The organism is Roseobacter fucihabitans (genome assembly GCF_014337925.2).
Lineage (GTDB): Bacteria > Pseudomonadota > Alphaproteobacteria > Rhodobacterales > Rhodobacteraceae > Roseobacter > Roseobacter fucihabitans.
On record NZ_CP143423.1, the window covers coordinates 1,011,205 to 1,023,453 of the forward strand.

The 12,249-nt window shown below is 58.5% G+C and carries 11 protein-coding genes and 1 tRNA gene; 3 read left to right on the forward strand and 9 right to left on the reverse strand.

Features of this window, described 5'->3' with window-relative positions:
• Window positions 1-9: 9 nt before the first annotated feature.
• From ROLI_RS05105 to ROLI_RS05120, 4 genes are read right to left on the reverse strand one after another with little or no spacing between them, the layout of a single operon-like run.
• Complete coding sequence (locus ROLI_RS05105) at window positions 10-1,116, reverse strand: DNA polymerase III subunit delta' (RefSeq protein ID WP_187429723.1); 1,107 nt, start codon at window positions 1,114-1,116, stop codon at window positions 10-12.
• Window positions 1,113-1,751: a dTMP kinase gene (gene tmk / locus ROLI_RS05110; protein ID WP_187429722.1), complete on the reverse strand. Its 639-nt coding sequence runs from the start codon at window positions 1,749-1,751 to the stop codon at window positions 1,113-1,115. Before tmk ends, ROLI_RS05105 begins: the two co-directional genes overlap by 4 nt.
• A complete protein-coding gene (locus tag ROLI_RS05115; protein WP_187429721.1) occupies window positions 1,748-2,917 on the reverse strand; it encodes a D-alanyl-D-alanine carboxypeptidase family protein in 1,170 nt (389 codons plus the stop codon). Before ROLI_RS05115 ends, tmk begins: the two co-directional genes overlap by 4 nt.
• A gap of 21 nt (window positions 2,918-2,938) precedes the next feature.
• On the reverse strand, window positions 2,939-3,715 hold the full coding sequence (locus tag ROLI_RS05120) for an SPOR domain-containing protein (RefSeq protein WP_405049020.1): 777 nt from the start codon (window positions 3,713-3,715) through the stop codon (window positions 2,939-2,941).
• Between the two features lie 256 nt (window positions 3,716-3,971).
• On the opposite strand from ROLI_RS05120, the gene ROLI_RS05125 reads away from it, so the two are divergent.
• A tRNA-Ser gene (locus ROLI_RS05125) sits at window positions 3,972-4,061 on the forward strand.
• 206 nt (window positions 4,062-4,267) lie between these two features.
• Window positions 4,268-4,804: a hypothetical protein gene (locus tag ROLI_RS05130; RefSeq protein ID WP_187429719.1), complete on the forward strand. Its 537-nt coding sequence runs from the start codon at window positions 4,268-4,270 to the stop codon at window positions 4,802-4,804.
• A 65-nt stretch (window positions 4,805-4,869) separates the two neighbouring features.
• Here the strand turns inward: ROLI_RS05130 and tnpB are convergent, their stop codons facing one another.
• The 5 genes from tnpB to ROLI_RS05155 all read right to left on the reverse strand — a co-directional run bounded on the left by tnpB (window position 4,870) and on the right by ROLI_RS05155 (window position 10,798).
• On the reverse strand, window positions 4,870-5,217 hold the full coding sequence (gene tnpB, locus ROLI_RS05135) for a transposase (protein WP_262386478.1): 348 nt from the start codon (window positions 5,215-5,217) through the stop codon (window positions 4,870-4,872).
• Entirely contained in the window at window positions 5,168-5,470 is a 303-nt protein-coding gene (locus ROLI_RS05140; protein ID WP_338469235.1) for an IS66 family insertion sequence element accessory protein TnpB, read from the reverse strand. The genes tnpB and ROLI_RS05140 overlap by 50 nt, the downstream gene beginning before the upstream one ends.
• Window positions 5,471-5,877: 407 nt before the next feature.
• The gene (locus ROLI_RS05145) at window positions 5,878-8,154 is read right to left on the reverse strand and encodes a mechanosensitive ion channel family protein (protein WP_187429716.1); all 2,277 of its coding nucleotides are present in this window, start codon (window positions 8,152-8,154) and stop codon (window positions 5,878-5,880) included.
• 234 nt (window positions 8,155-8,388) lie between these two features.
• Window positions 8,389-8,982, reverse strand: coding sequence for a hypothetical protein (locus tag ROLI_RS05150; RefSeq protein WP_187429715.1), 594 nt, complete (start codon window positions 8,980-8,982; stop codon window positions 8,389-8,391).
• Entirely contained in the window at window positions 8,969-10,798 is a 1,830-nt protein-coding gene (locus tag ROLI_RS05155; protein ID WP_187429714.1) for a glycerophosphodiester phosphodiesterase, read from the reverse strand. The genes ROLI_RS05150 and ROLI_RS05155 overlap by 14 nt, the downstream gene beginning before the upstream one ends.
• A gap of 395 nt (window positions 10,799-11,193) precedes the next feature.
• On the opposite strand from ROLI_RS05155, the gene ROLI_RS05160 reads away from it, so the two are divergent.
• Window positions 11,194-12,249: an extracellular solute-binding protein gene (locus ROLI_RS05160; RefSeq protein ID WP_262386479.1), complete on the forward strand. Its 1,056-nt coding sequence runs from the start codon at window positions 11,194-11,196 to the stop codon at window positions 12,247-12,249.

Consider the following 12,249-nt stretch of genomic DNA (forward strand, 5'->3'; position numbering starts at 1 on the left):
GGACGGAAATTACCTGCTGGCGGTTTGGCTTATCTTGATCAGGGTATCTAGGACCAGGGCGGCAGGGTCAAGGTTCACCGCGCGCCCGTGCCGCGCGCGCGCGCCGGTTTCCTGCGCAACCTCTGCCCAGGCGCGCGCCGATGCCTGGTTCGGAGCAAGGCGTTTCAAGATCGCGGTTTCACCCGGTGCGGCCTCGATGCCCGGTGCCAGGCCCATGGCACCGGACCGGGCGAGCCGTGACAACAACAGATCAATGAGCTCGAATAGCAAATCGCGTTTCGCCTCACCGCCCCGTGCCGCCGCAGTTTCGGCCATTTTCAATGCGCTGGCGCGATCAAATTGCGGCAGGTGCTGAACAAGGGCCACAAGGTCGGCATATGTTTTCAACCCATCCAGCAGAGACAGGCGCATCGCGGCCCCCACCGAGCCGCCCGAAAGCTCCGCCAGGGCCTTTGCTTGGGAGCCCGCCGAAACGCCCGCCTGATCAAAGGCCCGCGCCATGTCATCTGCTGGCAGCGTATTGAGACGCAGCGTGCGACAACGTGATCGGATTGTGGGCAACAACCCGGAAGGGTGGTGGCTGATCAGCAGCAGCGTTGCATTTTCGGGCGGCTCTTCGAGCATTTTCAGCAGGGCATTGGCCGCGGGGGCATTCATATCATCGGCGGCATCAATGATGACAACCCGACGACCGCCATCCGCGGCAGAGAGTTGGAAAAAACCGGCCAGCGCGCGGATGTCTTCTACGACGATCTGATCGCGCATCCTTTCGGTCTTCGGATTTGGCGTGCGGGTGATGGATTTCAACCCCGGTTCGGCCCCCGCGGCGATCCGGTGCGATACGGGGTGATCGGGATCAATAGTGAGCGTTTTGGGCGGCACCGGCGCACCGAAAAGCCCATCTTCCTCAAGCGGCGGGGTGGCTAGTAAAAAACGCGCGATTGTCCATGCCAGCGTCGCCTTGCCGATGCCGCGCGGGCCGGTCAGCAACCAGGCATGGTGCAAGCGCCCGGTGGCAAAGGCTTCCAGAAACGCATGTTGTGCAGCGTCCTGGCCAAAGATTTGCGCTGTGTCGCGCGGATGCGGTGCGCCCTCGATCTGATCCGGGGTGCTCATGCCAATTCGGCCTCCACCAGGGCGGCAATGTCGGCGGCCACGGCGTCCATGTCGCGTGCGCCGTCCACAAGGCGAAAGCGGGCGCTGAATTCCTCTGCGAGGTCCAGAAAGCCCTGACGCATGGCGCGTTGAAGATCCTCGCCAAAAGCCTCAAAACGTTCATCCGCCGTCTGGCGCGACAAGGCGCGCGACAAGCCCACCGCCGGATCCATGTCGATGAGAATGGTCAGGTCAGGTTCCTGTGCAATCATCAGGGCGTGCAATTGATCCACCACGGCGCGCAGATCGCCGCGCGACAGCCCCTGATACATGCGCGTGCTATCGGCAAAGCGGTCACACAGGACGATTTTTCCCGCAGCCAACGCGGGCAGGATGGTGCGTTCCAGATGGTCGCGCCGCGCGGCGGTAAAGAGCAGGATTTCGGTCTCAGCCGACCACCGGTCCGGCGCGCCCTGCAACACAAGGGCGCGAATTTCTTCGGCGCCGGGCGAGCCACCGGGTTCGCGCGTTACGATAACCTCTTGCCCATGGGCGCGCAGATGTTCGGCCAACCGCTTGATTTGGGTGGACTTGCCCGACCCATCAATGCCCTCGAAGGTAATAAAGCGACCCTGCGCGGGCGGTACTGTGCTCACGTAGCCCCCTCAGGGCCTTCGATGAGTTTGGTAAAGAGCACAAGCGCGGCGGTGGTGACGCGACTAAGAAATCCACCGCGTTCAATCGCACGATCCGCAACCAGCGGCAGCCGGGTTTCGGGCAGGCCTTCGAGGGTGAAGACGAATTCTGCGATCTGATCACCCGCCGCGATGGGCGCGTTGACGGGCCCGGTATAGACGACCTCGCCCTCGATCTCATTTCCGGCCAGCGCGGGCATCAACACAGAGATATCCTCAGCCGCCACCAGCCCGACGGTCGGTTCGCTGCCCATCCAGACCTCGGCTTGCGCGAATTGCTGGCCTTCCCTGGCCAGCGGGCGCATTGCGAATTGCCGAAACGCCCAGTTCACGATGGCCTGGGATTCCTGTGCACGCTCTGCGACCGTATCCAGCCCGGAAATGACAAAAATGACCCGACGGTCGCCCTGTTTGGCAGATCCCGTCAGCCCATATCCGGCCTCCTGCGTGTGACCTGTTTTCAACCCATCCGCGCCAATGCCCATGGTCAAAAGCGGGTTGCGGTTCAACCGGTTGCTGGGCACACGGTTGTCAAATTCAAACTCGGTTTCGGCAAAAAGCGGGTAAAATTCCGGGAAATCTTCGATCAGTCGCGCCGACAGGGTCGCCAGATCGCGCATCGACATCAGGTGTCCGGGCTGGGGCCAGCCGTTGGAATTGGTGAAGGTGGAATTGGTCATACCCATTTGCTGGGCGCGCTGCGTCATCAGCCGGGCAAAACCGTATTCCGTGCCATCCGGCGACAGCGCCTCGGCGATCACCACGCAGGCGTCATTGCCCGAAAGCACGATGATACCGCGGATCAGGTCCTCGACGCTGACGGTTTCGCCTGAGCGCAGGAACATGCTGGATCCGCCATAGGATTGCGCATGTTCCGAGACGCGCAACTCCTCGTTCAGATCCAACCCGCCGTCCGATTTACCGCGCCGGATCGCCTCAAACGCCATATAAAGCGTCATCAGCTTTGACATTGACGCCGGGGGCAGGGGGGCATCGGCCTCCTTGTTGAGCAAAACGGTTCCCGTGGTCTGATCAAGCACGAAAGCAGATGTGGCCTTGGTATCAAAGGCCACAGCGGTCGAGGTGGTCAAAATAAGGGCTAGGAGGGCTCCAGCTAAACGGATCACGGCATCAAGCTCCTGAGTGGTTTAATTTGAGACAGTATAGGCATCAGTGAACCCTTCACGCCGGATGGTGTCGAGCAGTTTTTTGCGTTCAGAGGTATTGCTGGCCGGACCCACGATGACGCGCCAGAAAGCCTTGCCGTCGGTTTCCTGCGATTTGATCGTCGGGATCAGCCCTGCGCCGCGCATCTGTTTGGCCGCGCGGTTTGCGTTGGCTTCCAGACTGAAAATGCCGATCTGGATGAAGGGCTTTGTCAAGGAAGACGGCGGCCGCTCTGCGGTTTGAGCCGGCGGCGCGATGGGGGTGGATTGCAAGGCTGGTTCTGGGGGGGAGGCCAGTGAAGTTTCACCTATTCCATCCGCTTGCGCGGCTCCAACAGGTGCGGGTTCTGGCGTGCTGACAACTTCTTTGCGCAAAGCCGTCACGTCAAGTTCAACCGGTGCGCCGGGCAGCACATCCAGGGCTTGTGCTGCGTCGGAAGACATCTGAAGCCGTGGTCCTGGGATGTCGCGTTCGCGGCGAAACAGGGCCCCCACGACGAACTGGCCGTTGGATTGATTGCGTATGATCACGCGTTCGGGTTCGGTGACATCCGGATGCGCAACCCAGACGCCGCCGAGCGAGGGTCGCCCATCCCACAACCCAGGTTCCTTGGCGGAAAAAATCTCCGGCGCTTCGATGTCGCGCTCAACGATCGTTCCGGCGTCCGCCTGCGCCGTTGCCACTGTCGTTTCCGATGGTGACGGATTGCCCAGGCTGAACGCGCCGGTGTCGTCACAGGCTGTCAGCACAGCGCAAATGCATCCTATTGAAACCAAACGAAAAGCCAAGTTCAGATGATCGGGATTTCCACCAGCCATGTTTTGCGTCCTTGCCTGTTTTCCGGTCTCCCGGCGCTCTTTTTGCCTCCTTTAGGGAGGTCTTGGGAGTTACTCTAGCTTGGCGTGTGCAGACTGGGAAGGTGCCGTGGCACAAATCGGCGATATTCCCCAGAGAGATGGAGCGTGTTTTTTTGAGGTTTCAGAATCAATGACAGATCACTAGGAGGGTGCAACCGGAGGAGTGGCAGAGTGGTCGAATGCACCGGTCTTGAAAACCGGCGTGCGTGAGAGCGTACCGTGGGTTCGAATCCCACCTCCTCCGCCATTTATATATTGTAATTATATTTCAATGACTTAAGCTGATATATTGACCATCATTGACCATCATTGACCAAGATTTCTTGGCTTGACGGTTCAATACTTTTCGCGCGAGTTATCTGACCGCAAAATGACGCACAGGCCGGAACCAAGTGGACTGCCCCCGTTCAAAGTGCGAAATGCTAGTAAAAAGGTTTGACGGAGACGGCCTCAGTGAAGAATTACGTTATCGGCGGACTGGTATGCCTTGTTATCGCTTTGGTTATCGGTGTTCAGCCAGTGCAAAAAGTGGTGAACGAAGCAACCAATCGAGGCACCTTGAGAGGCGTCGAGACTTGCATGTCATATTCCAGCCGTGAACTTCTCTCCGCCGAGGCATTGAGAGCGACCTGCGTAAGTGCATTTCAGAAGAGCCTTTATGGTGGAGAACATGCGGCAGGCCATGCTGGGCCACGGGCCGATCAACGGGGTGTAAGCTGGGGCGGAGTCCTTGAGAACAAAACGCCTGACCATGTAACCACATGGGTTAGAGTTTCGGTCAGTATTTTTGATCCAGATGGCACTGAGCAGAAGGTCTTCGCGGAAACACCGATTTGGATAGACCCGTTGGATGAAGCCGAGTTCTTAGTGGAATTGCCCGACCTTGAACCACAACAATTCGAAAACATGGAGTTTTGCGATTATGAAGTCGAAGAACCAAAGTCTTGCATGGGATGGGGTGTCACCAATGCAATGGGAGTTTCGATTTAGGCCCATACCTAGGCAAAACTCAAAGCATGGTTTCTATGTCGCTGCAGAGGGCGAGCTTGACTTGCTCACATCAGACTCCATGAACGTAGGAAGCCCAGCCCATAGGTGTCTTTTTGCTGTCTGACACCTTCGTCGTGCTTGATCTTATCTAAGAGGGGGATCATTTTAAGCCGGTCCGCACGTTTGGCACGGAACACATAGACCGCATCGTCAAAGGGCTTCTTTTGCAAATGGCGTTGCACACGGGCAGCCAAACCATCGTGCCTTTTGCGGAAGTCCACCACTGCCCGGCAGTCGATACGCAGTATCGATGAGAGTGAGGCTTGGTCGCCACAAATATCTGCACCCCGTGCGATGGGTGGATCACAGCGCGGCCACAATCTCGGCAATGCGCACGTCGGGCGTGGCGGCATCCAGTCGGATCGTCACATTACCCTTGAATATGTCAATCACGCCAATCTCGGCTTGCGCATCAACCCCGGCCATATCTGGCAACATGGCTGCAGGTTCCTCAAGCGCCACCGGAACGCAGGAAACGCCTTCAAGGTTTGGCAAGACCAGCTTGCCCTCCCCCGCCATGCGACGCCATACGGATACATGATTGGGCCCCCCATATCTACGCGCAACCCCGTTCATAGTCGTACCATCAACCAATGTCTCAGCCATTATCCGCACCCTCACCTCATCCGGCCAATGTCTCTGGCCCTTAGGTCTGCGCCGCGCCTCAACGAGAAACTCCTTCAAATCCATGGACAACGGACTCGCAGAATAAACGCCGCATCGGAAGATGGAGTCTAAACAGCGGTTACCATAAAACCAGCTTTGTTTTTTTGCAAAACCGAACCATGTTGCTGGGTGTCGACTTGCTCGATGCATCAGGGTCGCGGAAATCTGGGCCAGATAAGCCGTTGTCACTTTCATCACCAAGGCGTTCGCCTTGATCCGCAGCATGTTTTGCCGGGTAAAAACCTCTTAGAGGACAGTCGTGAACGGCTACAAAATGGTAACACGCTGGGGACGGCACAGTAGATTGCAAACGGTAAAACGATGCCGTTTTCCCACCCGGAACCAGACTATTTCTTGGCTGCGGCCTCGGCTTCCTGCTGGGCAATTTGATGGTCGACCGCGCTTGAGGCTGCGGCCTGAACGGCGGCTTTGCCGGTCTCATCGAGCTGTTCGATATCCTCCATGCCCGGAATATCCACACGCACTTCGCGACGGGCAAATTCGATATCATTGGCTTTGAACTCATTGCGCACGCGGTTGTAGATTTCCTTGCGGATGGTGAATTGCGTCCCCGGCTTGGCCATGAATTTGCCGCGCATGACGATCCCGACGTCATCGAACTGGAACACACCCTGGCTTTTGAAGGGTTCCAGAAAATCATCCTTGAACAGCGGATCTTCGAGCATTTCGGCCCCGATCTTCTTGAAAATCTTCTTCACCCGGTTGGGGTCGGTATCAAAGGGCACTGTGAACATCAATTTCATGATCACCCAATCGCGGCTGAAATTGGTCACTTTTTCGACGCTGCCATAAGGAATAGTGTGCACATTGCCGCGGTGGTGGCGCAGCTGCATGGAACGGATGGAGATTTTCTCGACCGCACCCATGGTCCCGCCCACATCGACATATTCGCCGACCCTAAAGGCGTCATCGATCAGGAAGAAAACACCCGAAACGATATCGGTCACCAGCTTTTGCGCCCCAAAACCAATGGCCAGACCCAGGATCCCGGCACCGGCCAGAAGCGGCGTGATGTCGATGCCAAGGCTGCCGATGGCGAGCAGACCAAAGATCGTCGCAATGCTGGCCTGGGCGGCCATGAGCACCAGCGGCAAGACGGTCGCCAGACGTGAACCGCCGGCACCGCCGCCTTCGCCCGCCGCCTGATCCGCGGTCACCTCAAAGGCGGTTTCGCGCGTCAGACGACGATTGATCCACAAGGAGATCAACTCATAGACCACATATCCGATGGCGGCGATGATGATGAACTCGACGATGTTTCCGGCAAAAGCCGACCCGCCCTCGGCGCTGCCCACAGCCGTCAGATTGATATGCCAGGCCCCTGCAACGATCAGCGCGACCGCTCCCAATGCGATGACACGGCCAATCCGGATCATGCTGCGCTTGTTGGAACGATGGGCTTGCTCGGCGATGGGGCCGGTGCCGATCATGGCGGGTTGCAAGTGGCGCACAAGCCCGCGGATGGCGGTATCCACCAGCGGTGTCAGCAACAGCCAGAACATGGTCTTGAGGTGGGGTGCCGTGCTCAGGAGGCCATAGTACCCATACCCCGCGACGATGTTGGCCACGACCCAGGTCAGGGCGGATGCGATAATCGCAAACATTGGGTAGGCATATGCCAAGCGGGCGTCAAATTCTGTGCGCTCGGGGTCAGTGCCCAGCATCATACGGGTGAGGCCCTCGCGGCCATACCAGGCGATCGCGATGATATAGGCGTGAAAGGCAAAGCCGAACCACGCCCCGATCCGCGTTTCCGACAATGGTACGTCAAAACGGATGTTGAAGGACATCAGGAAAAACCCAAGGCCCAGCAGGAGCGACAGGTAAAAGAAATGCCGATAGAAAAACGCAGCCCATGTGTCATCCACGCTGACCAGACGGTACATGGGTTGTTTTGGCGCAAGGGCAAAGCGCAACAGAGCCGCCGCGACGCGGGGGATCAGGACGATGTTGCGCACGGCCGGCGCGGCAACCGCGAGTTGTTCAGGCGTCAGGATCAATTGCCCCACGCTGCGCGCAACAATGTAAAAGACCACCAAACCAAAAAGCTCGCGCCACAGCCTGCCGCCCAGAAACCCCACGGTGCTGGCAAGCGAACTGGTGTCGGGATCATGTGTCGCTGTCTTGCGTTGCTTAAGGACCGCCAAGACGCCGCGTTCGGCGGCAAAGCCCGCAGCGAGTGCAACCAGCGTCAGCCCCACCAGGGTCAGAATACCGGCCCCACCAAAGGTCGCGATGAAATTGGAAACGGCCTCAACCTGTTTGCCCGGCACGCTTGGCACCAGCCACAGGACCTCCAGCACCGGGCGGTAAAAGGCTTCCCAGGTATTGGCAAGCATCTCCGTCAGGGTGGGCTGAGCGGTGCTGAGGGCGGCCTCGCTTTGCGCTACGGCATCCAGACGCTCCAGCAGCATCAGGCGGACCTGATCATCGGACATGGTCGCGACCATCTCGCGCACGGCTTCGGGGCTGTCGAGTGTTTCGGGTGCCGGGGTGGATTGTTCGGACGTGGCGGAATTTGGCAGAGCGACCTGTGCCTGTGCGCTCAAAGCCGCAAAACAGCTCAAAATTGTCACCAAAAGAAATTGAAAAGGGTGTCTCATCTGCGTGTCCCCGCAACGTTTTATGGACCCCGTTTGTATCGGAACCCTTTTGGCATCACGGCTTGCGTGATGGTTACCCTTTGACGGATGCAGTCACCTGTGGTTGGCAGGGCTTCATCTCATTTTATATGGGCGGTTTTAATCTGCGGGACACTGAATGGCTTTTGCAAAATACTCAAGTTCCCTGACCCTTCGGTTCCAAAATTATTTTTTATGTGGCGCCCAAGGACACGCTTAGTCTTCAGTGTCTTTGCCATCGGAAGGCGTGTCGAAACGGCTCAAAATTGAACAATCTGCAAACCCATATCCCCAACGCCATGGCAGGGCCGAACAAGGCCGCCCGCCCAGACGCACGGCAAGATACATCGCCTGCGCAATAGCGTCATAAATGCGATCGACGGTTTGCCCGCTGGTGGCATATGTTTGCGCAAGGGTGTCGCGATCCCGCCGCCCTTGGGCGATGACGCAAGCGCGCAGGGTTTGATCCGCCCTGAGGCGCGCAGCGAAACTCTGTCGCGGTTCGGTGGCCCCATCCGCGTCGTGATAAATACGGTCATGGGCGATGCAACAAGCCTCCCAAGGTGGTTTTTCTCCCTGGTTTTTTGCCCATTGCGGAAATCTATTCGCGGTTGCCGTCCATATCCCGGACATGCCGCCGCTGCACCCGTCGGTCTCAAAAGGCGCGGGATTTGCGTTGATAGTCTGCTGCATCAGGGCTTCATGCGCGGGCAGCCCGATCCGCTCGGCAAGGCCGGGCGCGCCTTGTGCCAAGGCACCCGGCACCGCGATGACCACCGCCATGACCACCAGCGCGCTAAGGGCTTTCATCGCGGTACACCTGTGGTTCCTGCGTCAGCCCGAACCGCTCAGCCAATAGCACAAACAGGCGTTCCGGCGTGCTGAGACCCGCGCGCGTCTGCATGACCTGGCGCGCCAGCGCGGGCTCATCCGTAATGATCCCATCCACCCCCAAAGACATCATCGCGGACATCTCAAGCGGGTCGTTGACGGTCCAGACATATAGTTTCTTGCCCTGCCGTCGGGTTGCGCGCACAAGACGTGGTCCCACCATAGCGGTGCTCACGGCGATGAAATCTGCCTGCAGGCGCGACAGATCCCCGATTGCCGTCGCGGCCAGCACGCCTGCGGACCATTGCGGGCGCAGCGCTTTCATCTTTTCGACGGCGGGGTATTTCAACGACATTGTCGCCACCCGGTCCGCCATGCCTGCGTTTTCGACAACGGCGATGGTGCGCTCTTCGAGGGATATGTCATGGCCATAATATTTCAACTCGATCAACAGCTTCGCCTTGTCGCGCACCGCCTCCAGAACCTGCGCGAGGCTTGGTGTGCGCTCTTGGGCAAAGGCGGGGTCAAACCAGCTGCCGATATCGATTTGTTCCAGATCCGCGCGCGTGGCGTCCCAGATTTTCAAATCCACCCCGGCGAGTTTCATGAAATCGCTGTCATGTATGACGACGATCTCGCCTTCAGCAGTTTCCTGAACGTCGATCTCGACCCAATCGGCGCCGTCCTCAACGGCCTTGCGCACAGAGGCCAATGTGTTTTCAGGGCGCAGACCAGCCGCCCCGCGGTGGGCGATGATTTCGACGCTTGGATTGGTTTGCACGCGATTGATCAAGACCCCGCCCGTCATCAGGGCCAGTGAAATCAAAACACTGCCCCCCGCCAGAATTAGTCCGGGCGAGACCATAGGGTTTTGGCCGCGCGGCGCATGGGCCAGATTGGCGGCACCACCCTGATAATAAGCCGCGAGCAGGCGCGCCAATGTACCCAGTGCAATCGCGCCAACCAGCAGATTACACAAACCCCAAAGCGCACCGAGGCAGAGCGCTACGGTCAGTTTTGCGCGAAAAGTCGGAATAAACTGCGCAACACCTTCGCGGATCAGCCAGCCAAAAATCAAAGCGACGAAAAGGACACCAAGGGTGCGCAGCGCGAACCAAAGACCCAGCGCGCGCAACAGGTGCAGGCGTTTGCCCTGCATCAGCTGCGCACTTTGCGCAAAAGAGGCGCGCGGGGAGGCACCGTCAAACAGAACGCGATGGAGCGAGATCGCCCAGAGCAACACCCGGTTCAAAAGGATAACCCCCATCACGGCCAGCAAGGCAGCAATCAACGCGGCACCGGTGATGAATTCCGGCGGGCGCGCCGTGAGGTAATAATTGATGTCATATTGCCCGAACATCCGCTGTGCAATCCACAGCGACAGCAGGGCAAAGGGCGCGATGATCAGCAGGATGCGCGCGACCAGCAGCACCGCATATTGCATCAGGGCAGGCAGGCGGCGACCCAGAAGCGCGAAACTCGCCCCGATGGCGCGCAGGCTGGAAGGGTCCGCATGTCTGAGATCGACGGTCATGGTGGCCAGGCCAATCACCGAGCCGATCAGCAAAACAGCGGCAATGAACAGGAACACCGGCAGACCAAGCGGGGAGGTAAAGAAATGCGCGATCGCCTGATCCGTCAGGGCGGATTGCCCGGAGAGCGAAATGGCGAAACCTACGAGCAGGATCGTGAGAGGCACCAGAACCGCCAGGCTGATCACCCGAATGATAACGAAAATCGGAACAACCAGACCGCGTCGCGCCCAAGTGTCGAGATAGGCTTGATAAATGGACATGGAGTTTCCTTGATTGCAGTGCGTTCACCTGCATCCTAACCAGCGGTCCCTCTGGCGTCATCGGTTTTGTGGCGGCCGGTCGCGTGGCTCTGGTCCCTGTCAACCCTGCCGGATTACGCGCCCTGATTGCAGGTTTCAAGAGTTGAACAACGCGACGTTGGTCTCACGCGGGCCTGCGTGCCATCATGGCGCGCGATTGCTGTTGTCTGACCTCGGATTTAAAGCCTATGTTGTCGCAAATCTGTTGCAGATTGGGGATTAGACCGATCCGCAAGCGGGTTGCGCTTTTTCAGGACCACGCCTACCAAAGACGAGGGTTTGGCGGTTCATGCGCGGGCAGGCTGGCAACGGAAATGATAAAGACGATTTTGTACAACAAGGAGAAGACCATGAAGATGACACTGATGCTCACGAGCGCTACGGCGATGATGCTGAGCTCTGTTGCGGTGCAGGCCGATACGTTGCGTTTGCTGACTTGGGGGGGCTATGCGCCCGATGAGGTGGTCGCGATGTTTGAGGCGGAGACCGGACATACGGTTGAGGTCACCAAATCCAACAACGAGGAAATGATTGCCAAGCTGCGCGCCACCAACGGCGGCGGCTTTGATCTGGCACAGCCGAGCCAGGACCGGGTCGCGGGGGCGCAGGCGGAATTCGGCATCTACAAGCCGATTGATCTGTCCAAGATCGACACCAGCCTTTTCATCCCCTCCATGATGCAGGCGACGCAGATCAACACCTCCTTTGAGGGCGAGGTTTACGGCGTGCCGCATGTTTGGGGCACCAGCGGTCTGGTGGTGAATACCGCCGAGGCGGGCGGCGTGCAGGATTATCTGGATCTCTGCGGGCCAGATGTTGCGGGCAAGGTTTCCTATCGCCTGAAGCGCCCAACGCTGATCGGGTTCGCCTTTTCCATGGGTCTTGACCCCTTTGCCGCCTACGGCGATGCGGATGCCTATAAAGAGGTGCTGGATCAGGTTGAGGCCAAGCTTGTCGCGTGCAAATCCAATGTGAAAACCTATTGGGATGGTGGCGATGAGATCAAGAACCTGCTGCGCTCGGGCGAGGTCACGGCCTCCATGGCATGGGATACCGGCGGGTGGCAGCTGAATGATGACAATGCCGACATCACATTTGTGGCACCGAAATCCGGTGCTTTGGGTTGGATCGACACCTTTGTGATCCCGTCGCGGGGGCGTGCGGATGATGCGGCCTATGATTGGATCAACTTCGTCATGCGCCCGGACATCGCGGCCATGATCACCAACACGGCGGGCAATTTCACCGCATCCCAAGGCGGCGATGCCGGCGTGGATGACGCGCTTAAGTTAAAGTATCAGGCGAGCTTCCCCGCAGAAGCCATTGATAACATTAAATGGTACCCCGCTGTGCCTGCGGGTCTTGAAGCCCTCGAAGGGGCCGCATTGGACCGGATTAACGCGGCTAAATAA